The sequence below is a fragment of the Klebsiella sp. C283 genome, from assembly GCF_048822555.1.
In the GTDB taxonomy this organism is placed as follows: Bacteria; Pseudomonadota; Gammaproteobacteria; order Enterobacterales; family Enterobacteriaceae; genus Klebsiella; species Klebsiella quasipneumoniae.
Window position 1 is genome coordinate 23,428 of record NZ_JBMEZS010000010.1, and the last position, 25,863, is coordinate 49,290.

20 protein-coding genes and 1 other annotated feature are annotated in these 25,863 nt (G+C 58.2%); of the genes, 8 read left to right on the plus strand and 12 right to left on the minus strand.

Going from position 1 to position 25,863, the window contains the following annotated elements; translation table 11 throughout:
- The first annotated feature begins 71 nt into the window (after window positions 1-71).
- On the plus strand, window positions 72-551 hold the full coding sequence (gene ybaK / locus ACOI7Z_RS19530; RefSeq protein ID WP_004204728.1) for a Cys-tRNA(Pro)/Cys-tRNA(Cys) deacylase YbaK: 480 nt from the start codon (window positions 72-74) through the stop codon (window positions 549-551).
- A gap of 89 nt (window positions 552-640) precedes the next feature.
- On the opposite strand, the gene ushA is transcribed toward ybaK, so the two are convergent.
- Window positions 641-2,293 (minus strand): bifunctional UDP-sugar hydrolase/5'-nucleotidase UshA, encoded by a 1,653-nt coding sequence (gene ushA, locus ACOI7Z_RS19535; protein WP_087849731.1) that lies wholly within the window; start codon window positions 2,291-2,293, stop codon window positions 641-643.
- A 369-nt stretch (window positions 2,294-2,662) separates the two neighbouring features.
- On the opposite strand from ushA, the gene ACOI7Z_RS19540 reads away from it, so the two are divergent.
- Together ACOI7Z_RS19540 and ybaL are read left to right on the plus strand one after the other, a co-directional pair.
- On the plus strand, window positions 2,663-3,883 hold the full coding sequence (locus ACOI7Z_RS19540; RefSeq protein WP_023288656.1) for an MFS transporter: 1,221 nt from the start codon (window positions 2,663-2,665) through the stop codon (window positions 3,881-3,883).
- A gap of 224 nt (window positions 3,884-4,107) precedes the next feature.
- On the plus strand, window positions 4,108-5,784 hold the full coding sequence (gene ybaL / locus ACOI7Z_RS19545) for a YbaL family putative K(+) efflux transporter (protein ID WP_023288655.1): 1,677 nt from the start codon (window positions 4,108-4,110) through the stop codon (window positions 5,782-5,784).
- Between the two features lie 34 nt (window positions 5,785-5,818).
- On the opposite strand, the gene ACOI7Z_RS19550 is transcribed toward ybaL, so the two are convergent.
- The 9 genes from ACOI7Z_RS19550 to ACOI7Z_RS19590 all read right to left on the minus strand — a co-directional run bounded on the left by ACOI7Z_RS19550 (window position 5,819) and on the right by ACOI7Z_RS19590 (window position 15,205).
- Entirely contained in the window at window positions 5,819-7,123 is a 1,305-nt protein-coding gene (locus ACOI7Z_RS19550; protein WP_087849730.1) for an inosine/guanosine kinase, read from the minus strand.
- 63 nt (window positions 7,124-7,186) lie between these two features.
- On the minus strand, window positions 7,187-8,149 hold the full coding sequence (gene hemH, locus ACOI7Z_RS19555; RefSeq protein WP_023288653.1) for a ferrochelatase: 963 nt from the start codon (window positions 8,147-8,149) through the stop codon (window positions 7,187-7,189).
- 128 nt (window positions 8,150-8,277) lie between these two features.
- Window positions 8,278-8,922 carry an adenylate kinase gene (adk, locus tag ACOI7Z_RS19560; protein WP_002892184.1) on the minus strand — a complete coding sequence of 215 codons (645 nt, stop codon included), beginning with the start codon at window positions 8,920-8,922 and terminating at the stop codon, window positions 8,278-8,280.
- Window positions 8,923-9,144: 222 nt separating this feature from the next.
- Window positions 9,145-11,019 (minus strand): molecular chaperone HtpG, encoded by a 1,875-nt coding sequence (htpG, locus tag ACOI7Z_RS19565; RefSeq protein ID WP_023288652.1) that lies wholly within the window; start codon window positions 11,017-11,019, stop codon window positions 9,145-9,147.
- 111 nt (window positions 11,020-11,130) lie between these two features.
- Entirely contained in the window at window positions 11,131-11,736 is a 606-nt protein-coding gene (gene recR, locus ACOI7Z_RS19570) for a recombination mediator RecR (protein WP_002892177.1), read from the minus strand.
- Window positions 11,736-12,068, minus strand: coding sequence for a YbaB/EbfC family nucleoid-associated protein (locus tag ACOI7Z_RS19575; protein WP_008805448.1), 333 nt, complete (start codon window positions 12,066-12,068; stop codon window positions 11,736-11,738). The genes recR and ACOI7Z_RS19575 overlap by 1 nt, the downstream gene beginning before the upstream one ends.
- A gap of 57 nt (window positions 12,069-12,125) precedes the next feature.
- Window positions 12,126-14,033 (minus strand): DNA polymerase III subunit gamma/tau, encoded by a 1,908-nt coding sequence (dnaX, locus tag ACOI7Z_RS19580; RefSeq protein WP_087849729.1) that lies wholly within the window; start codon window positions 14,031-14,033, stop codon window positions 12,126-12,128.
- Window positions 12,729-12,793 (minus strand) — a sequence feature (DnaX frameshifting element). Its footprint overlaps the gene before it by 65 nt.
- Before the next feature lie 92 nt (window positions 14,034-14,125).
- A complete protein-coding gene (gene apt, locus ACOI7Z_RS19585) occupies window positions 14,126-14,677 on the minus strand; it encodes an adenine phosphoribosyltransferase (protein WP_023288650.1) in 552 nt (183 codons plus the stop codon).
- A gap of 150 nt (window positions 14,678-14,827) precedes the next feature.
- Window positions 14,828-15,205, minus strand: coding sequence for a DUF454 family protein (locus ACOI7Z_RS19590; RefSeq protein ID WP_004204740.1), 378 nt, complete (start codon window positions 15,203-15,205; stop codon window positions 14,828-14,830).
- A gap of 68 nt (window positions 15,206-15,273) precedes the next feature.
- Here ACOI7Z_RS19590 and priC point away from each other — a divergent pair, with 68 nt between their 5' ends.
- The 3 genes from priC to ACOI7Z_RS19605 all read left to right on the plus strand — a co-directional run bounded on the left by priC (window position 15,274) and on the right by ACOI7Z_RS19605 (window position 16,954).
- A complete protein-coding gene (gene priC / locus ACOI7Z_RS19595; protein WP_048296890.1) occupies window positions 15,274-15,801 on the plus strand; it encodes a primosomal replication protein N'' in 528 nt (175 codons plus the stop codon).
- A gap of 12 nt (window positions 15,802-15,813) precedes the next feature.
- A complete protein-coding gene (gene rsmS / locus ACOI7Z_RS19600; protein ID WP_086075279.1) occupies window positions 15,814-15,987 on the plus strand; it encodes a pleiotropic regulatory protein RsmS in 174 nt (57 codons plus the stop codon).
- Window positions 15,988-16,054: 67 nt separating this feature from the next.
- Complete coding sequence (locus tag ACOI7Z_RS19605; RefSeq protein ID WP_087849728.1) at window positions 16,055-16,954, plus strand: Rpn family recombination-promoting nuclease/putative transposase; 900 nt, start codon at window positions 16,055-16,057, stop codon at window positions 16,952-16,954.
- A gap of 35 nt (window positions 16,955-16,989) precedes the next feature.
- Here the strand turns inward: ACOI7Z_RS19605 and mscK are convergent, their stop codons facing one another.
- Together mscK and acrR are read right to left on the minus strand one after the other, a co-directional pair.
- Complete coding sequence (gene mscK / locus ACOI7Z_RS19610; protein WP_087849727.1) at window positions 16,990-20,337, minus strand: mechanosensitive channel MscK; 3,348 nt, start codon at window positions 20,335-20,337, stop codon at window positions 16,990-16,992.
- Between the two features lie 129 nt (window positions 20,338-20,466).
- On the minus strand, window positions 20,467-21,117 hold the full coding sequence (gene acrR, locus ACOI7Z_RS19615; protein ID WP_023288646.1) for a multidrug efflux transporter transcriptional repressor AcrR: 651 nt from the start codon (window positions 21,115-21,117) through the stop codon (window positions 20,467-20,469).
- Between the two features lie 142 nt (window positions 21,118-21,259).
- Here acrR and acrA point away from each other — a divergent pair, with 142 nt between their 5' ends.
- The gene (gene acrA / locus ACOI7Z_RS19620) at window positions 21,260-22,453 is read left to right on the plus strand and encodes a multidrug efflux RND transporter periplasmic adaptor subunit AcrA (protein WP_023288645.1); all 1,194 of its coding nucleotides are present in this window, start codon (window positions 21,260-21,262) and stop codon (window positions 22,451-22,453) included.
- A gap of 22 nt (window positions 22,454-22,475) precedes the next feature.
- Complete coding sequence (gene acrB, locus ACOI7Z_RS19625) at window positions 22,476-25,622, plus strand: multidrug efflux RND transporter permease subunit AcrB (RefSeq protein WP_023288644.1); 3,147 nt, start codon at window positions 22,476-22,478, stop codon at window positions 25,620-25,622.
- Window positions 25,623-25,863: the final 241 nt, after the last annotated feature.

Consider the following 25,863-nt stretch of genomic DNA (forward strand, 5'->3'; position numbering starts at 1 on the left):
GGTACTATTTTTTAGACAACCTGCGGGCGTATTCTGACGTCACGCAAAACCGGTTGGTAAGAAGGATAGCTATGACTCCCGCCGTTAAATTACTCGAAAAAAACAAAATCCCCTTTCAGATCCACAGTTACGATCACGATCCCAATGAGACCAACTTCGGTGATGAAGTGGTGCGCAAGCTCGGCCTCAATGCCGACCAGGTTTACAAGACCCTGCTGGTCGCCGTAAATGGCGATATGAAGCATCTGGCGGTCGCCGTCACCCCGGTCGCCGGGCAGCTGGATTTGAAGAAAGTGGCGAAAGCGCTGGGCGCCAAGAAAGTCGACATGGCCGACCCGATGGTGGCGCAGCGTATCACCGGCTATCTGGTGGGCGGTATCAGTCCGCTGGGGCAGAAGAAGCGCCTGCCGACGGTGATTGACGCCCCGGCGCAGGAATTTGCCACCATTTACATTTCCGGCGGCAAACGCGGGCTGGATATTGAGCTGGCGGCCAGCGATCTGGCGCAGCTGCTGGATGCGAAGTTCGCCGATATCGCCCGCCGCGATTGATGACGCGCCCCGTGCCCGGTGAGCGCAGCGCCACCGGGAAAGCGCCCGGATAGCGACGCAGCGCGCTTTATCCGGGCTTCCCCTCAGGGTTACTGCCAGCTCACCTCGCCTTTCGGCTCATAGGCGGCGGCATCCAGCGGCGAGTTCTTCTCGATATACTCTTTCAGCACTTCGGCATCGATAAAGCCGGTATTCACATACCCGGGTTTATCGGCGATGTTCGGATAGCCATCGCCGCCGGTGGCGTTAAAGCTCAGCGTCGCCATCCTGTAGGTCTTCGCCGGATCCACCGGTTCGCCTTTGATTTTCAGATCGTTCAACTTGCCGTCTTTGGCCACAAAGCTGACGTTCGCAAACTGCGGATAGGCGCCGGAATCCGGCTTCATCTGCGCGACGGCGGTCAGGTAATCCACCACCTCTTTGCCGCTCATATCGACATAGGTCAGCACATTGCCGAACGGCTGGACCTTCATCACATCCTTGTAGGTGATATCGCCCGCCTCGATGGAGTCGCGGATCCCGCCGCCGCTCATCACCGCGAAATCCGCGTTACTGCGCGCCATCTGCGCCGCCAGCAGCAGGTGGCCCATATTGGTCTGTACGAAGCGCACTTTACTGCGATCGCCCTCCAGATGACCATTCACGCTGCCGATCTTGACCTGCAGTTGCGCCTTACCTTTGTTCTGGAACGGCGTCAGCAGCGACATCATCTGCGGGTTCTCCGCGATCTGCGGCGTATACAGCACCCGCTCGCTTTGGCCGTTATCGTATGTCACTTTTTTCTTCAGGTTGACCGGGATCAGCTGATAGTGCACCAGCTTCATCTCACCGTTGCGGAACTCAAAATCGGCGCGGCCGACGTATTTGCCCCACTCATGCGCCTGGACGATCCAGATACCGTTCTGACGATCCGGGGCGCACGGCGTCCCCGGCACATAGTCGACCTGTTTTTTATTTTCCGACGCCATGCACACCGGATCCTGCGAGTGACCGCCGACGATCAACGCCAGCGAGCCCGCGGGTAAACTGCGTGCCATCTCGACATCCCCCGGCGCGTTAGACCCGTGGTTGCCGTTGTCATAGTGGCCCATATGGGTGGTGGCCAGGATCACGTCCGGCTTTTCATTCTGCTGCAGCTCCTGGATCACCAGCTTCGCCTCTTCCGCCGGTTTGCGGAATTCGATATCGGTGAAATATTCCGGATTGCCAATCTTGGCCGTATCGTCAGTGGTTAAGCCAATTACCGCGATTTTTAACCCGCCGCGTTTAAACAGCGCCCAGGGTTTGAACAGCCGTTCGCCGGTGCTTTTCTGATAAATATTGGCCGACAGGAACGGAAACTTCGCCCACTTTTCCTGCTGGCGCAGCACGCTCAGCGGATTATCAAACTCATGGTTCCCCACCGCCATCGCGTCGTAGCCGATCAAGTTCATGCCGCGAAAATCGGGCTCTGCATCCTGTAAATCAGACTCCGGCACCCCGGTATTGATATCCCCGCCGGACAGCAGCAGAACGCTACCGCCTTCGGCCGCCACCTCTTTACGAATACCGTCCACCAGCGTTTTTTGCGCCGCCAGGCCATATTCGCCGTAGTCATTGCGCCAGAAATGGCCGTGGTGATCGTTGGTGTGCAGGATGGTAATTTTATAGGTTTTATCCTGCTCATAGGCCTGCGCGGACAGGCTGCCCAGCGATAAAGCGGCGAATAACGCCAGCGCCACGCTGTGTTTGAAATAATGCATGCTTCACTCCCTGACTTAATCCCAAGTGCCGAAAGTATAGCGAGTTAGCCGCGTTGACAAATATGTTTTCAGAATTGCGACTTCCTTCAAACCTTATCAACAGGTATGTTAGTCGGATAATAATTCTACCCGTCATACTTCAAGTTGCATGTGCGTTGGCAATAACTCGGCCCATCCCTGGGCCTCGCCCTTACGGGCGCAGTGAACTGCGTTCAAATTCGTTCCTGACGAATTTGTCCTCGCTCACCCCAGTCACTTACGAGAGTAAGCTCCTGGGGATTCGCTGCGTCGCCGCCTGCCTGCAACTCGAATTATTTAGGGTAACAACCTGCATTCTCTACAACAAATCGAACTCGCTGAAGTGAACCTATGACAACCAACCAATCCGCTCAGACCTTACCCAGTACCGACGCGCCGCCGCAAAAAGCGCGCACCTCGTTTGGCATCTTAGGCGCGATCAGCCTGTCCCATTTGCTTAACGATATGATCCAGTCGCTCATACTCGCTATCTACCCGCTGCTGCAAGCCGAGTTCTCCCTTACCTTCGTGCAGATTGGGATGATCACCCTCACCTTCCAGCTCACCTCATCGCTGTTCCAGCCGGTGATTGGCTACATCACCGATAAACGATCGATGCCGTGGTCGCTGCCGGTGGGCATGTGCTTTACCCTCTGCGGTTTGATCCTGCTGGCGCTGGCCGGTAGCTTCGGTATGGTGCTGCTGGCCGCCGCGCTGGTGGGTACCGGCTCCTCGGTTTTCCATCCGGAATCATCCCGCGTGGCACGGATGGCCTCCGGCGGCCGTCACGGCCTGGCCCAGTCGCTGTTCCAGGTCGGCGGCAACTTCGGCAGTTCGCTTGGCCCGCTGCTGGCGGCGGTGATCATCGCCCCGTATGGTAAAGGCAACGTCGCCTGGTTCGTGCTGGCCGCCCTGCTGGCTATCGTCGTGCTGTCGCAAATCAGCCGCTGGTACGCCGCGCAGCACCGGATGAATAAGGGCAAACCGAAGCCGGCGATCGTCAATCCGCTGCCGCGCAATAAGGTGATTCTGGCGGTAGGTATTCTGCTGATGCTGATTTTCTCGAAATACTTCTATATGGCGAGCATCAGCAGCTATTACACCTTTTATCTGATGCATAAGTTCGGCTTATCGGTGCAAAATGCCCAGCTGCACCTGTTTGCCTTCCTGTTCGCGGTGGCCGCCGGGACGGTGATTGGCGGGCCCGTTGGCGATAAGATTGGACGAAAATATGTTATTTGGGGCTCTATCCTCGGCGTGGCGCCTTTCACCCTTGTTTTACCCTATGCCAGCCTGGAATGGACCGGAATTTTAACGGTGATCATTGGTTTTATCCTCGCCTCGGCCTTCTCCGCTATCCTGGTCTATGCCCAGGAGCTGCTGCCGGGACGTATCGGCATGGTTTCTGGCCTGTTTTTCGGCTTCGCCTTTGGTATGGGCGGTCTTGGCGCCGCGGTCCTGGGCCTGCTGGCGGACCATACTAGCATCGACCTGGTGTACAAAATCTGCGCCTTCCTGCCGCTGCTGGGATTCCTGACGATATTTCTTCCTGATAACCGGCAAAAAGCCTGATTAACCGGCGGCCAAAGTGTAACGCTGGCCGCCGTTACCCCTTGCGCCATCGGCCTGATGCGCGCATTCCTACCTCGATTTTCCCTTCTGTGCCTTTTTATCCCCTAATTGCATTTTTTTGCACAATTCAAGAATTATTCATAAACAAAGTGAACGTTTTTGTCATAAACTATTACGCGGACAGGGTAGAAAATGGACCGATTCACCACTGGAAAGGAGACGGAATGCACCACGCAACACCGCTAATCACCACCATTGTCGGCGGCCTCGTGCTCGCCTTTATTCTCGGCATGATTGCCAATAAGCTACGTATTTCTCCTCTGGTGGGATATCTCTTAGCGGGCGTGCTGTCCGGACCTTTCACCCCTGGCTTTGTTGCTGACACCAAACTGGCTCCGGAACTGGCGGAGCTCGGCGTGATCCTGCTGATGTTCGGCGTCGGCCTGCATTTCTCCCTCAAGGATCTGATGGCGGTAAAGTCGATCGCCATTCCCGGGGCCATCGCCCAGATAGCCGTGGCGACGCTGTTGGGTATGGCGCTCTCCGCCGCCCTTGGCTGGTCGCTGATGACCGGCATCGTCTTTGGTCTGTGCCTCTCCACCGCCAGTACCGTGGTGCTGCTGCGCGCCCTGGAGGAACGACAGCTGATTGACAGTCAGCGCGGGCAGATCGCCATCGGCTGGCTGATTGTGGAAGACCTGGTGATGGTCCTGACGCTGGTCCTGCTGCCGGCGGTGGCCGGTATGGCGGAGAAAGGCAACCTCGGCTTCGCTTCCCTGGCCCTCGACCTCGGGATCACCATTGGCAAAGTGGTGGCCTTTATCGCCATCATGATGCTGGTCGGCCGGCGGCTGGTGCCGTGGATCATGTCGCGCAGCGCGGCCACCGGCTCGCGCGAGCTGTTCACCCTGTCGGTGCTGGCCCTGGCGCTGGGCATCGCCTTCGGCGCCGTGGAGCTGTTTGATGTCTCCTTCGCCCTCGGCGCCTTCTTTGCCGGCATGGTGCTTAACGAATCCGAGCTGAGCCACCGTGCCGCTCATGACACCCTGCCGCTGCGCGACGCCTTCGCGGTGCTGTTCTTTGTCTCCGTCGGCATGCTGTTTGACCCGATGGTGCTGGTCCAGCAGCCGCTGGCGGTGCTGGCGACGCTGGCGATCATTATCTTTGGTAAATCCGCAGCCGCCTTTTTCCTCGTGCGTATGTTTGGCCACTCGCCGCGTACCGCACTGACCATTGCCGCCAGCCTGGCGCAGATTGGTGAATTTGCCTTTATTCTCGCCGGCCTGGGGATGGCGCTTAACCTGCTGCCGCAGGCCGGGCAAAACCTGGTGCTGGCCGGAGCGATCATCTCGATTATGCTCAACCCGGTACTGTTCACTCTGCTGGAGAAATATCTCGATAAAACCGAAACCCTCGACGAGCAGACCCTGGAAGAGGTGCTGGAAGACGAGAAGCAGGTGCCGGTCGATATCTGCAACCACGCGCTGCTGGTCGGTTTCGGCCGCGTCGGCAGCCTGCTGGGCGAGAAGCTGATGGCCCAGGGGATCCCGCTGGTGGTGGTTGAAACCTCGCGCACCCGCGTGGATGAGCTACGCGAGCGCGGGATCAGCGCGGTGCTGGGCAATGCCGCCAATGAAGAGATCATGGAGCTGGCGCATCTCGACTGCGCCCGCTGGCTGCTGCTGACCATTCCCAACGGCTATGAGGCCGGCGAGATTGTCGCTTCCGCACGGGAAAAATGTCCGCATATCGAGATTATCGCCCGCGCCCATTATGATGACGAAGTGGATTACATTATCGACCGTGGGGCCAATCAGGTGGTGATGGGCGAGCGGGAAATTGCCCGCGCCATGCTGCAGCTTCTGGAAACGCCACCCGCCGGTGAAGTGGTCACCGGCTGATGTTCTGCCCTCTCCCGTCGGGAGAGGGACTCGCTTACCGATCCCAGTACGCCTCTTCCAGGCTGTCCTCACGTTCCGGCAGGCCGCGGGTTAAGCGCGGCGAGTGCTGGTTCAGCACCTGATAGCTCACGCGGTTGGCATATTTACACACCTGCGCCAACGAGGAGTAGGTCAGCCATTTGCATTTGTGTTTGCTGGAGTTGGGGACGTTATTGCGATGGTAGTTATTGGCGGTGATGTCATGCAGCAGCGCCGCCAGCGCGCCGTCCCCTGCGCCGTTGGTGTTCATGATCTTCTCCGGGCCGCCCATATACGGCGCAATGTGCGAATAAATCCGCAGCGGATTGACGCAGTCCTGGTGACGCATCGCGCGACTGAATTCGAACTGGTTAAATTCCGGGATCGCCCCCGGCAGCAGCGGATGCTGGGTCTTACGCTTCGCCTCTTCTTCAGTGAAGCCCGCCATATACAGCCCCGCCGGTCCGGCGGTGCACAGCACCAGGTCGACCCAGTCCAGCGCTTTATCCGCCGCCGTCAGCGGATCGGCAAATCCGGTCAGTGCTTCCCCTTCCTCTTCATTCATCGCCAGAATCGAGACATGCTCCTGCAGGAACTGCTGCCACCACGCCGGGTTATCGGCAATCACGTATTTGGTTCCAAGAGTTAACACCACCGGCACATCATGCTTTTTGGCATACTCGATGGCTTTCATCGTCGCGTCCGGCATCGGCTCGCCCGGCTTGCAGCGTACCAGGTAGGAGGTCAGCACCAGCGCCGAGGCGCCGGCGATCACCGCTTCCGGAATGCTTTCCGGGCGCAGCTTGTTCATATGACCCGGGCTGATGGCGAAGGTGCGCTCGCCGCTGTCGCTGATCAGGGTGAAGCAGCGGCCAATGGCGCCGTCGACGCCCTGCAGATAGTTCAGATCGGTACGGCTGGAGGTATTGCACAGGTAGCGATAGGCATAGCCGCCGATTTCGATATTGCTGCACATGACGCCAAGCAGCACCGAGCGATCGTCCGCCAGCACCGAGTAGTTGTGCATGGTATTGCCGATCGTGCCGCCGGCAAACTGATGGGTAATAAGATTATTGCGCACCAGCTCCTGGTACAGCGCCTCGGCGACGTCATCTTCAATCACCAGCGAGTGGCCCGCGCTCAGGCCGTAGCGCACGATAAACGACTCATCCACTTTCGCTTCGATATCCACCAGCGTCTGGTCGATACCCACCACCCAGGAGACGCTGGATTCATTCTCCGGCTGAATTTGCTGCAGCAGCGGGTCGCGGGCGTTAACGGGAAAATAGTGTTTGGATTTGCGTTTACCGGGAAATTTCATAGTGGCGCTTAAATAACAGGGAACAAGCGGGAAATAGTAGCATATTCCCCGCCCTGCGCGCGATCAGCGATAAGGCGCCGTCAGGTTGACCATCATCTCAATATGCGCGGCGTCCGCGTTAAGCGCCGGAATGTATTCATATTGCTTTCCGCCCGCTTCGAGGAATATTTCCCGGTTCTGGACGGCGATCTCTTCCAGCGTTTCGAGACAGTCGGCGGCAAACCCCGGGCACAGCACCTGAATATGCTTCGTCCCTTTCTCGCCGAGCATCTTCAGCGTCTCATCGGTGTACGGCGTCAGCCAGGGTTCCCGACCAAAGCGCGACTGGAAGGTCATCATCACCCGCTCCGGCGGCAGCCCCAGCGCGGAGACCAGTTCCCGCGTGGTATCGCGACAGCGCTGAGGATAATCATCCCCCTGATTGGCATAGCGCTGCGGGATCCCATGATAGGAGAGCAGCAGCAGATCCGGTTCCCCATGAACGGCAAACGAGGCGCGCACGCTGGCCGCCAGGGCATGGATATAGTCCGGGTGCCCGGCGTAATCGCGAATAAACGAGATACCGGGAATGGCGCGTTTCTTCGCGAGGATCCGCGCCAGCTCATCCCAGACGGCAGCCACCGTCGAGCAGGAATATTGCGGATACAGCGGCAGCACTACGATGTGCCCCACCCCCTGCGCCAGTAAATCATCCACCGCGCTGGCCAGCGACGGCGATCCATAGCTCATGCCCAGCGCCACCGGGGTATCCGGCAGTCTGGCGGCCAGCGCCTGCTGCTGGCGACGGCTGTATACCATCAGCGGCGACCCCTCTTCCATCCAGACGGACTGATAGAGTTTAGCCACGCGGGGAGAGCGAATCGGCAGTATGACGCCGCGCAGCAGCGGCCACCATAGCAGACGAGACGTATCCACCACCCGTTTGTCGCTGAGGAATTGTCGCAGATAGCGCTTCACCGCACCGGGGGTGGGCGCATCGGGAGTGCCTAAATTGGCCAGCAAGATACCTGTTTTCGTCTGATGCATTACCGCCTCTTAACCATTTGAATCGCAGCCAATTGTAGCTGAAATGGCGCTAAACGGAACCAATCATAGCAAAAGGTAGGAATGAGAGAAGTTCTCATCCTGCCGCAGCAGGATGAGAAAAGGCTTTATCAGCCGAGGATTTTTTCCAGTTCGGCGCGCACGTCAGCCACCGCTTTGGTGCCGTCGACTTTGGCGTATTTGGTGTTGCCCGCCTGCGCTTCTTTGGTGTAGTAGCCGATCAGCGGCGCCGTCATCTGATGATATTCCACCAGACGCTTACGCACGGTCTCTTCCTGGTCGTCTTTACGGGTGGTCAGCTCTTCGCCGGTCACGTCGTCTTTGCCTTCCACCTTCGGCGGATTAAATTTGATGTGGTATACGCGACCGGATGCCGCGTGAACGCGACGGCCAACGATGCGGTCGACAATCAGTTCGTCCGGCACATCGAATTCCAGCACGTAATCAACGGTAATGCCCGCTTCTTTCATGGCGTCAGCCTGCGGAATAGTGCGCGGGAAGCCGTCCAGCAGGAAGCCGTTACGGCAATCTTCCTGGGCGATACGCTCTTTAACCAGCGCGATAACCAGCTCATCGGTCACCAGCTTGCCGGCGTCCATGATGTCTTTCGCTTGCTTACCGAGCTCGGAGCCGGATTTTACCGCAGCGCGCAGCATATCGCCGGTGGAGATTTGCGGAATACCGTATTTCTCCATGATGAACTGAGCCTGAGTTCCTTTACCCGCGCCCGGAGCGCCAAGCAGAATAATACGCATTACGAAAATCCCCTCAAAAGTCGATTCAATTTTTCAAAAACGCTAAACCATACCACCAGAACGGCGATGGCTCAAGGAAGGCGGTGCGGCTGAAACGGTTAATGGTGAGATATTTTATGCCATCCAATGTGAAATGCCCCGCCGGAGCAAATCGCTCAGACGGGGCATTTATACCGTTCCCGGCGTCGCGTCGCTCGGCCGGGCTACTCGTTCAGGTTCGCGTCAGGAAGCCAGCAGCTGGTTCATACGGCGGATAAACTGGTTCGGATCTTCCAGCGTGCCGCGCTCGGCCAGCAGCGCCTGATCCAGCAGCAGTTCCACCCATTCGCCGAACTGCGCGTCATCCTGGGTATCGGCTGCGCGTTTCACCAGCTGATGCGCCGGGTTCAGTTCGAAGATGTATTTCACTTCCGGCGCCGCCTGGCCCGCAGCCGCGAACAGCTTCGCCATCTGGGTGCTCATCTCGTCGGCATCGGTGGTGACAATCGCCGGGGTGTCGGTCAGACGATGGGTCAGACGCACCTCTTTGACCCGGTCGCCAAGCAGGTTTTTCACACGCTCAACGAACGGCTCCAGCGCTTTTTCGGCTTCTTTGGTGGACTCGTCCACTTCGTCCGCCAGTTTGTCCAGCGACTCGTCGGCTTTAGCGACAGACTGGAACGCTTTGCCGTCGAATTCGGTCAGGTAGCTCATCATCCACTCGTCGATGCGATCGGAGAGCAGCAGCACTTCGATCCCTTTCTTACGCAGCAGTTCGAGGTGTGGGCTGCTTTTCGCCGCCGCATAGCTGTCGGCTGTGATGTAGTAGATCTTCTCCTGACCGTCTTTCATACGCGAGACGTACTCTTCCAGCGACACGGTCTGCGCGGAGGAGTCGGTATGGGTGGTCGCGAAGCGCAGCAGTTTGGCGATCGCCTCCTGGTTGCTCGGATCTTCCGCCGGGCCCTCTTTCAACACTAGGCCGAACTGTTTCCAGAAAGTCTGATATTTTTCGGCGTCGTCTTTCGCCAGCTTATCCAGCATCTGCAGCGCGCGTTTGGTCAGCGCGGTGCGCAGGTTACGGGTCACGCTGCTGTCCTGCAGGATTTCACGGGAGACGTTCAGCGGCAGATCGTTGGAGTCTATCAGGCCGCGTACGAAGCGCAGGTAGTTCGGCATAAACTGCTCGGCGTCGTCCATAATGAACACGCGCTGGACGTACAGCTTCAGGCCGTGTTTATGATCGCGGTTCCACATATCCCACGGCGCCTGCGACGGGATATACAGCAGGCTGGTGTACTCCTGCTTACCTTCCACGCGGTTGTGGCTCCAGGTCAGCGGGTCGCTGTAGTCATGGGCAATGTGCTTGTAGAACTCTTTGTACTCGTCGTCGTTAACTTCAGACTTGCTGCGGGTCCACAGGGCCTGCGCCTTGTTGATTTTTTCCCAGCTGATAACGGTTTCGCCGTCTTTCTCTTCCTGTTTTTCAATCTCAACCGGCAGCGCGATGTGGTCGGAATACTTGCTGATGATGGAGCGCACGCGCCAGTCGTTGAGGAAATCGTCCTCACCTTCGCGCAGATGCAGGGTGATTTCGGTCCCGCGATCGGCTTTGGTGATGTCGGCCACGGTATATTCCCCTTCGCCGGCGGATTCCCAGAACACGCCGTTTTCAGGTTTATCGCCTGCCGCACGGGTGCGCACGGTCACTTTGTCCGCCACGATGAAGGCCGAATAGAAGCCGACGCCGAACTGGCCAATCAGCTGGCTATCTTTTGCCTGGTCGGAACCCATGGATTCCAGGAACGCTTTGGTGCCGGATTTGGCGATGGTGCCGAGATGATCGATAACCTCTTCCCGGTTCATGCCGATACCGTTATCGGCGATGGTCAGGGTACGGTTGTCTTTATCAAACGAAACCCGCACGCGCAGCTCGCCGTCTCCCTCATACAAATCCGGCTGCGACAGCGCGCGGAAACGCAGCTTATCGGCCGCATCAGAGGCGTTGGAAATCAGCTCACGCAGAAAGATTTCTTTGTTGGAATAGAGGGAATGGATCATCAGGTGCAGAAGCTGTTTTACTTCTGACTGAAAACCACGAGTTTCTTGTCCTTTCATCTGATTCAACCTCAACAATGCCATTTTAAATGGGTAAAAAACCGTTGAGTGGGAGATGGGGACAGCGGGGAAATTTTTCAAGCGGAGGCGGCGATGGCCGCCTCCATTTGTTCAGAAAGTAATCTTGTGGCGACCGGCCAGCGAGTGGGACAGCGTAGTGCCGTCGACCATCTCCAGCTCGCCGCCCACCGGCACGCCGTGGGCGATTCGGCTGGCGTCGACGCCATACTGCGCGCACAGCTCTGCGATGTAGTTGGCCGTCGCCTCGCCCTCAACGGTCGGGTTAGTGGCAAGGATCACCTCGGTGATCGACTCCGCCTCCAGCCGTTGTTCCAGGCGATCGAGCCCGATGTCGTCAGGCCCGATGCCGTCGAGCGGCGACAGGTGCCCCATCAGCACGAAGTAGCGGCCGGAATACTGCCCGGTCTGCTCAATGGCGTAGATGTCCGCCGGACTCTCCACCACGCAGATTTGGCCGTTTTCCTGGCGACGCGGGTTGCTGCAGATATTGCACACCTCCTGCTCGGTGAAGGTGCGGCAATCGGCGCAGTGGCCGATCTCCGACATCGCGCGCGTCAGCGCCTGCGCCAGACGCATCCCGCCGCTGCGATCGCGCTGCAGCAGGGTAAACGCCATGCGCTGCGCGGACTTAGGGCCGACGCCCGGCAGACAGCGCAGCGCTTCCATAAGCTGAGTTAACAGCGGGCTGGTTTGCATCAGAACGGCATCTTGAAGCCTGGCGGCAGCTGCATACCGGCAGAGACGGAAGCCATCTTCTCTTTCTGGGTCTCTTCGATACGGCGCGCGGCGTCGTTGAACGCGGCAGCCACCAGATCTTCCAGCATCTCTTTGTCATCTTCCAGCAGGCTTGGGTCGATCTCCACGCGGCGGCAGTTGTGCGCGCCGTTGATGGTCACTTTCACCAGACCCGCGCCGGACTCGCCGGTCACTTCCAGCTGAGCGATCTCTTCCTGCATCTTCTGCATTTTGTCTTGCATCTGCTGGGCCTGCTTCATCAGGTTACCCAGGCCGCCTTTTCCACCAAACATAGGCTTCTCTCTCAGTCAGTCATCATTAAAGGTACTGACTGCAAGTCAAACTTGCAGTCAAATGGGGCGGATACTCTCTTCATCCAGATCGGCGTCGAAGAAACGACGCAGGGTCTGAATGTTATTATCCGCAATAATCGCGTCGCGCGCCTGCGCGAGCTTCTCTTCATAAATAGCCTGCCGCCACTCCAGCGGCGTGCGCATCGCGGGATTATCGTCTTCCACGATGGTCAATTCAACCGGCGTACCGTACAACACCCCCAGCGCTTCAGCCAGCTTTTGCTGCGCGCCGGCGGAATTGAGGTGGCGCTGACTGGGGCGCAGATGCAGACAGACGCGATTGCCCTCCTGCTCTTTCCACGCGTTGAGCGCCACCTGCTCGACCAGCTTCGGTACCGCCAGCTGGCTCACTTCCGCCGCCCAGCTGTCGCGCTCGACCGCTTCAACGGCAAGTTTAGCCGCCAGCTCCGGCGTTTTTTCATGCTCCAGCGCTTTTTTCAGCGCTTTAGGCGTGGCGACTTCGACTTTGGTCTCTTCAACCACCGTCGTCGCCTTCCAGCGATAGGCCTCTTTCTTCGCCGGGGCCTGCTCCAGCGCCGCCGCGGCCGGACGAGCCTGGACGCGCTCGGTAATCGAACTCAGTCGCTCCAGCGCAGCGTTATTCACCGGCCGCGCGCGGGAAGCGGCTGCCGGTTCACTCTTTTTTGGGGTGGTTGCTCCCTGGCTGCGCTGCAGGTGGCTGCGGGCCGCCAGCACCTGGCTGGTGGTCGGCGGCAAACTCTGCGACGGCTGCGGCGGCGTCGCTGCGGGGGAAACCGGCTGGCGCGGCGCGGGCGCGGCGGCCAGTGCCGGCTGCACCTCCGGCTCGGGCAGCGGCTTACGCGGATGAAACGCCAGGGCGCGCAGCAGCGTCATTTCGACGCCCATCCGCCGGTCCGGGGTATAGGGCAGCTCTTTGCGGCCAATCAGCAGCGTTTGGTAGTAGAGCTGAACGTCGCCCGGCGGTACGGTGCGCGCCAGTTCGCGCATTCGCACTTCGACCGCGGCCATGTCGGCGCCCAGCGCCGAAGGGGACAGCTGAACCATGGCGATGCGGTGCAGCAGGCTCTGCATCTCCACCAGCAGCGCCTCCCATTCAACGCCGCGCGCGGCGGCGTCATTGACGCCCGCCATGACCCGCTCGCCATCGGCGGCGACCAGGGCTTCAATCAGCGACAGCGCCTGATCGTCATCGAGGGTGCCGAGCATGGCGCTCACCGACGCCGCCGTCAGTTGCCCTTCTCCACTGGCAATAGCCTGATCGGTCAGACTTAATGCATCACGCAGACTGCCGTCGGCGGCGCGCGACAGAAGCTGCAGCGCGCGGGGCTCGAAGGCAATCTGCTCTTCGCCAAGAATATGCTCCAGCTGATGGCGGATCTGTTCAACGTCCAGCGCCTTCAGGTGGAACTGCAGGCAGCGGGATAAGATCGTCACCGGCAGCTTCTGCGGATCCGTCGTCGCCAGCAGGAATTTGACGTGCGCCGGCGGCTCCTCCAGCGTCTTTAATAACGCGTTGAAGCTGTGGCGCGACAGCATATGGACTTCGTCGATGAGATAGACCTTAAAGCGGCCGCGGGCCGGCGCGTACTGGACGTTATCCAGCAGGTCGCGAGTATCTTCGACTTTGGTTCGCGAGGCGGCGTCAATCTCAATCAGATCGACAAAGCGCCCCTGTTCTATTTCCCGGCAGTTATCGCACACGCCGCAGGGGGTGGCGGTGATGCCGGTTTCACAGTTTAACCCTTTCGCCAGCAGGCGGGCGATGGAAGTCTTACCGACACCGCGGGTACCGGAAAAGAGATAAGCGTGATGAATGCGCCCTAACGACAAGCCGTTCGCCAGTGCGGTCAGCACATGTTCCTGGCCGACGACGTCAGCAAAGGTTTGTGGGCGCCATTTACGGGCTAAGACCTGATAACTCATGGGCTGGCTCTGAAACGCTGGAAGGTGAAATCACGAAGGGGTCATGCTATCACAGCCCCGCCCGATCGGCGAGGCTATGTGGAGGGATTTGCTTAGTGGCCCGGGAACGGCACCAGACTGTAGCAGTGGACCCCCAGCTTCTCCAGGCGCTGTTCGCCGCCCAGATCGAAGAGATTGATAATGAAAGCGGCATCCTGTACTTCGCCGCCGAGACGGCGGATCAGTTTGACCGTCGCGTCGATGGTTCCGCCGGTCGCCAGCAGATCGTCCACCACCAGCACTTTGTCGCCCGGTTTGATGGCGTCAACGTGGATCTCCAGCTGATCGGTGCCGTACTCCAGCTCATAGCTCTCAGCGATGGTTTCACGCGGCAACTTACGCGGCTTGCGTACCGGAACAAAGCCCACGCCCAGCGCCAGCGCAACCGGTGCGCCGAAAAGGAAGCCACGCGCCTCAGTCCCTACCACTTTGGTAATTCCCGCGTCTTTGTAGCGCTCGGTCAGCAGTTCAATGCTGAGCGCGTAAGCTTTCGGGTCTTCCAGTAAACTGGTGACATCGCGGAAAAGAATGCCAGGTTTTGGATAATCCTCGATACTCTGGATGCTGTTCTTCAGATATTCAAGCTGCTGTGCAGTTGCGGTCATAAGTGTATGCCTGATTGAAACGGTGTTACCCACGGGCGTGCAAAAGGGGCCAAAGAAACATTTGTTTAACCTTTGACCAGGCTTACCCGCGCTCGAAAACGCCAGAATTTACTGGCTGTCAGCAACAATTGCAACAGGCATTATTGCGCATCAGTGCTTTTGTTGCTTTGCGTCAACCACCGGAATGCGCCACATAAAGATCAGCAGACAGGCCAGAATGACCAACAGCATGATGCGCACCCACGTAAGCTTAACCAGCCACAGCGAAATAGCAAAAGTCGCCACGATCATGGCAATGGCGCGCGGTTTGGCGCCGCGGGGCATGGCGCGGTACTGCTGCCAGTGGCGAAGATAGCCGCCGAACCATGAGCGATACAGCAGCCACTGGTGAAAGCGTGGCGATGAGCGGGCAAAGCACCAGGCGGCGAGCAGAATAAACGGCGTCGTCGGCAGCAACGGTAAGAAGACGCCCAGCGTACCCAGCGCTACCGCCAGCCAGCCGATAATGGTTAAAATAACAGGTGGCATAATGCGAATCGTTATCAACAGATACGGCTACTGTAGCACAGTTGGCTGATGGAAAATGGAGGGGGTGGGTGAAAACAGCTCAACTTTTACAAACGCTGAACAATCAGCTCAGCGAGCTGGCCGCGCTGGTGGCGCCGCTGGCGGAGCACGCGACCCTCAGCCCGCGCTTTGACCGCCAGCTCTTCCACACCCGCAGCACGCTGATGCAGGCCTATCTGGCGGAAGCCCAACACAACTTCAGCCAGCTCCGCCAGGCCGTCGAGCGCCAGCAGCTGCCGCAGGTAGCCTGGATCGCCGAGCGGCTGGCGGCGCAAATCGCCGCGCTGCGTCGCGAAACCGCCACCTGGTCGCTGCGCAGTTGGGACCATGCCTCGCCAACGCTGAGCCGCTGGCAGCGCCGTCGCCTGCAGCATCAGGAGTATGAGCGCCGCCTGCTGGCGATGCGCGACCAACGCCAGCGCCAGCTGACGCAGGCTACCAGCCTTGACGAGCAGCAGCGGCTGGCCAGCGAAGTCGAGGTCTACAGCGGACGGCTGGCGCGCTGTAGACAGGCGCTGGACAAGATTGAAAACGTACTGGCGCGGCTGACGCGCTAACAGGAGAGTCCGATGTCGCTGGAAAATGCCCCCGATGAGGTCAAACTGGCCGTCGATTTAATCATGTTGCTGGAGTCGCATCAGATCCCGGCGCAAACGGTGCTGGACGCGCTGGAAATTGTCAGGCGGGATTATGCAAACAAGTTAAAAAACGCGGAAAGCGCCTCGCAAACGCCGGAGAAGTAAGATGTTGCCCACGACGACGTGCTGGCAGAGTGCTCCTCTGCGCATAACGCCGATGGAGGCAATATTGATGGAAAAGGTCAGTCAAACCCCGCACGATGCGGTTTTTCGCCAGATGCTGATGCATCAGGCGGTGGCGAAGGATTTCCTGCAGCTGTATCTGCCCGCGCCGTTTCTGGCAATTTGCGAGCTGGATTCACTGCAGCTGGTCTCCGGTAGCTTTGTTGAAGAGGACCTGCGCGCCAGCTATTCCGATATCCTTTACTCACTGCGCACCCGCCACGGACCGGGCTATGTTTACGCGCTGATTGAGCACCAGAGTACCCCGGACAAGCTGATGGCGTTTCGCCTGCTGCGCTACGCGCTGGCCGCCATGCAGCGTCATCTGGACGCTGGCCACGACACGCTGCCGCTGGTGGTGCCAATTCTGTTTTATCACGGCAAGGTCAGCCCCTGGCCCTGGCTCCGCAACTGGCAACAGCTATTCGCCGAACCGGCGCTGGCGAAGGCGCTCTATAGCGGTGATTTTCCGCTGGTGGACCTCACCGTTATGCCAGATAATCAGATCGTCCGTCATCGGCGTATGGCCATGCTGGAGCTGTTGCAAAAGCATATCCGCCATCGCGATCTGGCCGAGCTGCAGGTGCCGCTGATTGCGCTGATGACGCAAGGCTATCTGACAGAAGCGCAGTTAAATACGCTGCTGCGCTATATGTTGCAGGCGGGTACCACGGAACATCCGGGGGCGCTGATCCGCGCGCTGGCGGCGCAGTCGCCCAGACATAAGGAGCTGATGATGACCATTGCCGAATGGCTGGAAGAGAAAGGCCGTAAACAGGGGCAGCAGGAGGGCGAGCAGGAAGCCACTCGCAGCATCGCCGCCAGAATGCTGGCGCGCGGCCTCGAACGTCAAATCGTGCGGGAACTCACCGGGCTTAGCGACGAAGAGCTCGCCGCGCTGACGCCCTGATGCAGCAGGGGCGGCTTTGCGCCGCCCCTTTTCAGTTAAGACGCGACGGAGGGAGCTAAATCGTCACCCTTTCCGTCCCGCTTCACTTCCGTGACCTCGTCGCCCTTTTCATTTCGCAGATGGACTTCCAGCTGGTTAAAGGCAATGTTGATGTCATTCTCCCGGCACAGACGGTCGATGGCGCGGTTGAGCTCATCCACCGTGTAGCTGCGATCGCGCAGTTCACGGACATACAGACGCAGTTCATGATCCAGGGTACTGGCCCCGAAGGTGGTGAAGAAGACCGCTGGCGCTGGCTCCTGCATCACTTTCGGATGATCGTGCGCGACCTTCAGCAGCACCTCCTTCACCTTATCCAGATCGGAACCGTAGGCGACGCCGAGGCGGATCACCACGCGGGTCACGGTGTCGGAGAGCGACCAGTTGATCAAGCGCTCGGTAACGAACGCCTTGTTCGGGATGATCACCTCTTTACGATCGAAGTCGGTGATGGTGGTGGCGCGAATACGGATTTTGCTTACCGTACCGGAGAAGGTGCCGATAGTCACCGTATCCCCAATGCGCACCGGACGTTCGAACAAAATAATCAGGCCGGAGACGAAGTTACCGAAGATCTCCTGCAGACCAAAACCTAAACCAACCGACAGCGCGGCCGCCAGCCACTGCAGTTTATCCCATGAGACGCCCAGCGACCCGAATACCGTCATCGCCCCGATGGCGATAATCGCATAGTTAAGAATGGTGGTGATGGCGTAGGAAGTCCCCTGGCGCATGTTGAGCCGCGACAGGACCAGCACCTCCAGCAGCCCCGGCAGGTTGCGGATCAGCGCCCAGGCAACCATCGACGCCACAATGGCAAACAGCAGGCTGCCCATCGTGACGCTGCGCACCACGCTGGCCCCTGCCTCGGTGCCGTTGTAATGCCAGAGAGTAATGCTGTCGAGGTAGGCGAAAACGGTGATCAAATCCGACCAAATCGCCCAGAACATGACCGCGAACAGCGCGATCATCACCAGCATGGTGATGCGTAACGTCTGCTGGTTGACCTGCTCGAGGGCGATAGTCGGCTCCTCCTGCGGCTCGGCGCCTTCCGCGCCCTCCTTCACCAGATGCTGACGGCGCGCCAGCGCCCGGCGCCAGGCGATGCGCCTCGCCGCCACGCTCAGGCCGCGCAGTACAGTCTGGTACAGCAGGTTCCAGATCATGACCAGATAGACGGTCTCGATCCAGCGTCCCGCCAGGCGCAGCGTGGTGTAGAAGTAGCCGGTCGCCGTCAGCACCATCAGGGCCACCGGAACGATAGACAGCACTGTGATCGTCAGCAGGCGCAGGCTGTGCGACTCTTTATCGCGCCAGCTTTCCCGGCACATCGGCCAGACCAGCACCGCTATCAGCAGTAAGTTGAAGAAAATCACCAGCTGCCCCAGCACGTCGTCCATCAGGTTCAGCGGCGACAGCTCGGAAATCACCGACCAGAAATTCAGCGGCAGCAGCGCCAGGCTGACGCGAACAATCTGCCGTCGCCAGTGGCTGGTCAATTGCGCCGGCATATTAAAGTGGCTGACCGCTACGCCGTTCTTTTCCAGCACTTTCCAGCACAGGCCAAACACCAGCCAGAACATCGCCAGCTTTTTACTGTATGCCCACAGTAGAGCACTGATATTGAGCTGCATGGTGAGTAAGATCAGGCCAATCGCCAGAATCACCAGCACCACCGGTAAGGCGCGGATCAGGTCGATAAGGATCGCCTTCGGCGTATGCAGTTGGGTATCATTGCGCAGCTGGCCTACCTGGGAAGCAAGCTTTGCCTGATAATCCTTGAGCCACTGCAAACGCCAGCGGATCAGGCCGGCAATCAGCAGCAGCGGTAATCCGGCAAGAAAAGCGACAAACACCGCCGGCCACGCTTTTTCCCAGTTCACGGTGATTTTCATCGCCTTAAACTGACCTTTCAGCGCTTCCGGGAAGGCCTTAATCCACTCCCAGTCCATCGGTTTATTGCTGTTCACCCAGAAAATTTGCTGGGTCAGAATTTCTTTCAGGCTGCTCGAGACGCTCATCAGCTGCTGCTGGTTGATCTGCAGGTTGATGGCAATCATCAGCTGATTCCCCAGCTGTTTATTGAACTGGTCGAGCAGCTCCCGGCGCATGTCGATCACTTCCAGCAGCGCGGCGTGCACTTCATCGTTTACTTCGGCGCTGTGCCCCTCTTCCAGCTTAGCGACATAGGCATCGCTCTGGAACAGCGCGTCGCGTTTCTGATTCACCTCGAACTGTTCGAGCCGCAGATCGGCAATGCGATTGGTCATATCCTGCAGCTCATCCGCCGACGGCAGCGTCTGCTGCTGCTGGTAGAGAATGCGCGACAGCAGCAGGCTGCCCTTGAGCACGGAAATTTGCTCTTTAATATCCCGCTCAGACTGCAGGGCGCGGTCGAGCCAGTTCTTCACCTGAATATTGCGCTGCACCAGCTGGTTGCCGTTCTCCGTCGCCTGAATCAGTTTCTCGCTCAGCTGGTGGTTGATATCCAGCTCCTGCTTGACCAGCGGGTTGGCCTGAATACGCGCCGTTTCGTCGGGCGTGACCGCCTCCTGGGCGGTTTTCTCAGTCAGCGTCAGCCGCTTGCTGTTCACCGCCTCCTGCAGCAACTGCAGCTGATGCTCCAGCCGGTTGCTCCAGGCGGTGACGTAGTCACGCTGCTTCTGCAGGGTATCCTGCAGCACCGTATTGCCTTCGAGGCTCTTGCGCTGCTGCTCGATCTGCGCGTTAAGCAACGCCTGCTGGGCCTGCAGCAGCACCAGCTGGGTCGGACGCAGAGTCTCATCCCCCACCGAGGTGCCATTCAGACGATTGCGGATCTGCTGCAGCTGCTGGGAGGCTTTGTACATCGCATTTTGCACGCGTTCCGGCTGCGTTTGCAGGGAAACCAACTGGCTGTTGTAGGTCGCCAGGTCGTTTTGCGCATTCTGCAGATCGTCCAGCGTTTGGGTGACGCGCGATTCCAGCTGACGCAGGGAGAGCGTGCTCAGCGTTTTGCGCGTCGCGTCGTCGTTCGGGACATCACTCAGATTGTTAAGGCTGTCCACCGCCTGGCGCAGCTTCGCCGGGGCTTGCTCGACCTGCTGGCGGAGCTGCGTCGTCTCGCTCTTGATGCGATCGATTTTATCCAGCGTTTCCAGGGTCTGGGTCAAATCCTGCTGGACCAGTTTGTCCTGCGGAGTCAGTTCTTTTTGCTTGTTTAATGTATTGAGCTGACTCTGCACTTCCGCCCGGTCAGGGAGGTCCGCGGCGCGGCCCTGAACTGGACTGAAAAGGCCAATAAAACAGAGCAGCATAATGATAGTGATGAACGTGGCGCGTTGCCTGGAGATCGTGTGCAGCATAGTTAATATGAATGAATGCAAATGCCGGAGAATACCGGGGGTCGTCGCAAGCGCGAAGAATAGCACTTCTCATCGCTGGCGAATAGCGGCGAACGGCGCTAAAAATTCACGTCCCCCCGCGCGCGACGTTTACGCTGACAGGTTCTCCGGGCCGCGCAGCGTGGGGCAGAACTGATACATCTCCAGCAGGATGGCGACATAGTCGCGCGCTTCCGCATGCAGGTCGAACGAGTCGGGGGCAAACAGCCAGTTCTCCATCAGGCCGGAAAGATAGCTGCGCATTAAAATCGCCGCTCGCCGGGTGAGTAAATTGGCGGGCAACAGCTTCGCGGCGATGCACTCTTTCAAGGTCTGCTCGATGCGTTCGTAGCTCGCCAGGGATAACTGCCGCTGGGCCTGCTGCACCACGGTCATTTCACCGACGAATTCACACTTATGGAAGATAATCTCCATCATCAACCGACGGCGCTCCTCTGTCACCGTCGCTTCAAGAACATAGACTAATATCTCCCTGATAACTGAGAGTGGATCGTTAGGGAATTTTGCCCGATACTCAATTTCGAGATCGCTAATACTGGCGTCTGACAGCTCCCAAATTTCGTTGAATAAATCTGATTTATTCTTGAAATGCCAGTAGATAGCCCCCCTCGTTACACCCGCAGCTTTTGCAATTGTTGCCAACGAGGTAGATGATACGCCTTGCTGCGAAAACAGACGCAGAGCAACATCCAGAATCAGTTGCCGGGTTTCACGTGCCTGTTGTTTGGTTTTTCGTGCCATAGGTTAATGACTTTACAGAGGTTACGTTTACATACATTTGTGAATGTATGTACCATAGCACGACCATAATAGAAAGACTGTAGTGGGTTTGTGGTTGTTTGAGCCACTGAACATTTTGAAATTGGACACTCGAGGTTTACATATGAACAAAAACAGAGGGTTAACGCCTCTGGCGGTCGTTCTGATGCTCTCAGGCAGCTTAGCGCTAACAGGATGTGACGATAAACCGGCTCAACAGGGAGCCCAGCACATGCCGGAAGTCGGTATTGTGACGCTCAAATCCGCACCTCTACAAATGACCACCGAACTGCCAGGCCGCACCAGCGCCTATCGCATTGCGGAAGTCCGCCCTCAGGTCAGTGGCATTATTTTGAAACGTAACTTCGTCGAAGGTAGCGATATCCAGGCCGGCGTCTCCCTGTATCAGATCGATCCAGCCACCTATCAGGCCAGCTATGACAGCGCCAAAGGCGACCTGGCAAAAGCCCAGGCGGCGGCAAACATGGATCAACTGACGGTCAAGCGTTATCAGAAACTGTTAGGCACTAAGTATATCAGTCAACAAGACTACGATACCGCCGTCGCGACGGCGCAGCAGAGCAATGCGGCCGTGGTCGCGGCGAAAGCGGCCGTGGAAACCGCGCGCATCAATCTGGCCTACACCAAAGTCACCTCGCCGATCAGCGGCCGCATTGGTAAATCCGCGGTGACCGAAGGGGCGCTGGTGCAGAATGGTCAGTCAACCGCTCTGGCAACCGTTCAGCAGCTGGATCCGATCTATGTTGACGTCACCCAGTCGAGCAATGATTTCCTGCGCCTGAAACAGGAGCTGGCCGATGGCCGTCTGAAACAGGAAAACGGTAAAGCGAAAGTGGAGCTGGTGACTAACGACGGTCTTAAGTATCCGCAGTCCGGCACCCTGGAGTTCTCGGATGTGACCGTCGACCAGACCACCGGCTCTATCACGCTGCGCGCCATTTTCCCCAACCCGGATCACACCCTGTTACCGGGGATGTTTGTCCGCGCGCGTCTGGAAGAAGGGGTTAACCCTGACGCCCTGCTGGTGCCGCAACAGGGCGTGACCCGTACGCCGCGCGGTGACGCCAGCGTCATGGTAGTGGGTGAAGGCGATAAGGTCGAAGTCCGCCAGGTCACTGCTTCTCAAGCGATTGGCGATAAATGGCTGGTCACTGACGGTCTGAAATCCGGCGATCGCGTTATCGTCACCGGCCTGCAAAAAATCAAACCAGGCGTGCAGGTAAAAGCGCAGGAAGTAGCTTCTGATGATAAACAGCAAGCCGCAGGCAACGCGCCATCAGAACAAACCAAGTCTTAACTTAAACAGGAGCCGTTAAGACATGCCTAATTTCTTTATCGATCGCCCCATATTTGCATGGGTGATCGCCATCATCATCATGCTGGCTGGGGGATTATCGATCCTCAAATTGCCGGTGGCGCAATATCCGACGATTGCGCCGCCAGCAATTTCCATTACCGCCATGTACCCCGGTGCTGACGCCGAAACCGTGCAGAACACCGTGACTCAGGTTATCGAACAGAATATGAACGGTATCGATCACCTGATGTACATGTCCTCGAATGGCGACTCCACCGGTACGGCGACCATCACCCTGACCTTCGAATCCGGTACCGATCCAGACATCGCCCAGGTTCAGGTTCAGAACAAGCTGGCCTTGGCCACCCCTCTGCTGCCGCAAGAAGTACAGCAGCAAGGGATCAGCGTTGAGAAAGCGTCCAGCAGCTTCCTGATGGTTGTCGGCGTTATTAACACCAACGGCACCATGAACCAGGACGACATTTCGGACTACGTGGCGGCCAACATGAAGGACCCGATCAGCCGTACCAGCGGCGTCGGCGACGTTCAGCTGTTCGGTTCCCAGTACGCGATGCGTATCTGGATGGATCCGAATAAACTGAATAACTTCCAGCTCACGCCGGTGGACGTGATCAGCGCGCTGAAAGCGCAGAACGCCCAGGTCGCCGCTGGTCAGTTAGGCGGTACGCCGCCGGTGAAAGGCCAGCAGCTCAACGCCTCCATCGTCGCACAGACGCGTCTGACCAATACGGAAGAGTTTGGCAACATTCTGCTGAAGGTGAACCAGGATGGTTCCCAGGTTCGTCTGCGTGATGTCGCCAAAATTGAACTGGGTGGCGAAAGCTATGACGTGGTGGCGAAGTATAACGGCCAGCCTGCGTCCGGTCTGGGTATTAAACTGGCTACCGGCGCGAACGCGCTGGATACCGCCAACGCGATCCGCGCTGAACTGGCGAAGATGGAGCCGTTTTTCCCGTCGGGGATGAAAATCGTTTACCCGTATGACACCACCCCGTTCGTGAAAATCTCTATTCACGAAGTGGTTAAAACGCTGGTGGAAGCGATCATCCTGGTCTTCCTGGTGATGTATCTGTTCCTGCAGAACTTCCGCGCCACCCTGATCCCGACCATCGCGGTGCCGGTGGTCCTGTTAGGGACCTTCGCGGTGCTGGCGGCGTTTGGCTTCTCGATAAACACCCTGACGATGTTCGGGATGGTGCTCGCCATCGGCCTGCTGGTGGATGACGCCATCGTGGTGGTCGAGAACGTCGAGCGCGTCATGGCCGAAGAAGGCCTGCCGCCGAAAGAAGCGACGCGTAAATCGATGGGGCAGATTCAGGGCGCGCTGGTAGGTATCGCCATGGTGCTGTCGGCGGTATTTATCCCGATGGCGTTTTTCGGCGGCTCAACCGGGGCCATCTATCGCCAGTTCTCCATCACCATCGTTTCCGCGATGGCGCTATCGGTACTGGTCGCGCTGATCCTGACGCCGGCGCTGTGCGCCACGATGCTGAAGCCTATTCAGAAAGGCAGCCATGGCGCGACCACGGGTTTCTTCGGCTGGTTTAACCGCATGTTCGATAAGAGCACGCACCATTACACCGACAGCGTAGGCAACATTCTGCGCAGCACCGGTCGTTATCTGGTGCTGTATCTGATCATCGTGGTGGGTATGGCGTGGCTGTTCGTTCGTCTGCCGAGCTCGTTCCTGCCGGACGAAGACCAGGGGGTGTTCCTGAGTATGGCCCAACTGCCTGCCGGCGCCACCCAGGAGCGCACGCAGAAAGTGCTGGATGAGATGACGAATTACTATCTCACCAAAGAGAAGGACAACGTGGAATCCGTGTTTGCGGTTAACGGCTTCGGCTTCGCCGGCCGCGGCCAGAACACCGGTATCGCGTTCGTCTCGCTGAAAGACTGGAGCCAGCGTCCAGGCGACGAAAACAAAGTTGAAGCGATCACCGGTCGGGCGATGGGCTACTTCTCGCAGATTAAAGACGCGATGGTCTTCGCCTTTAACCTGCCGGCTATCGTTGAACTGGGTACCGCGACCGGCTTTGACTTCCAGCTGATTGACCAGGGCGGCCTGGGACACGAAAAACTGACCCAGGCACGTAACCAGCTGTTTGGCATGGTGGCGCAGCATCCTGACGTGCTGACCGGCGTGCGTCCTAACGGTCTGGAAGATACACCGCAGTTCAAAGTCGATATCGATCAGGAAAAAGCCCAGGCGCTGGGCGTCTCCATCAGCGACATTAACACCACGCTGGGCGCCGCCTGGGGCGGAAGCTATGTCAACGACTTTATCGACCGCGGCCGCGTGAAGAAAGTGTACATCATGTCCGAAGCGAAATACCGTATGCTGCCGGAAGACATCGGCAAGTGGTATGTTCGCGGCAGTGATGGCCAGATGGTGCCGTTCTCCGCCTTCTCCACCTCGCGTTGGGAATACGGTTCGCCGCGTCTGGAACGCTACAACGGTCTGCCATCAATGGAAATTCTTGGCCAGGCAGCGCCAGGCAAGAGTACCGGTGAGGCGATGAGCCTGATGGAAGAGCTGGCGGGTAAACTGCCGTCGGGTATTGGCTACGACTGGACCGGGATGTCTTATCAGGAGCGGCTGTCCGGTAACCAGGCCCCTGCCCTGTATGCCATCTCGCTGATTGTCGTCTTCCTGTGTCTGGCAGCGCTGTATGAGAGCTGGTCGATTCCGTTCTCGGTCATGCTGGTCGTACCGTTGGGTGTGGTCGGCGCGCTGTTAGCCGCCACCTTCCGCGGTTTAACCAATGACGTTTACTTCCAGGTCGGCCTGTTGACCACCATCGGCCTGTCGGCGAAGAACGCGATACTGATCGTTGAATTCGCCAAAGACCTGATGGAGAAAGAGGGCAAAGGGCTGATTGAGGCGACGCTTGAAGCGGTACGTATGCGTCTGCGTCCAATCCTGATGACCTCCCTGGCGTTTATCCTTGGGGTTATGCCGCTGGTTATCAGCTCCGGAGCGGGCTCCGGTGCGCAGAACGCTGTAGGTACAGGCGTAATGGGCGGGATGGTGACCGCGACGATCCTGGCAATCTTCTTCGTGCCGGTGTTCTTTGTGGTGGTTCGACGCCGCTTTAGTAAGAAATCGGAAGATATTGAGCACAGCCATCAGGTTGAGCATCATTAATCTGCACTGATGAACAAAGGGCCGCTACCGCGGCCCTTTTTTTGATCATTACCCACAGGGCACATATTGCCATTGTTTATTTTTCGCGCTGCATTTAATATATATTGATGTGTTCCCGGCTATATCTATCACGCTGTTTAGCCCTTAGGATCCTCTTACGCTCATTTACCAGGAATAATCCTAATATCATCACGGCCGGCGGTTTCTGAACGCGACGACTGCCTGCCTTAAGCCAATGATT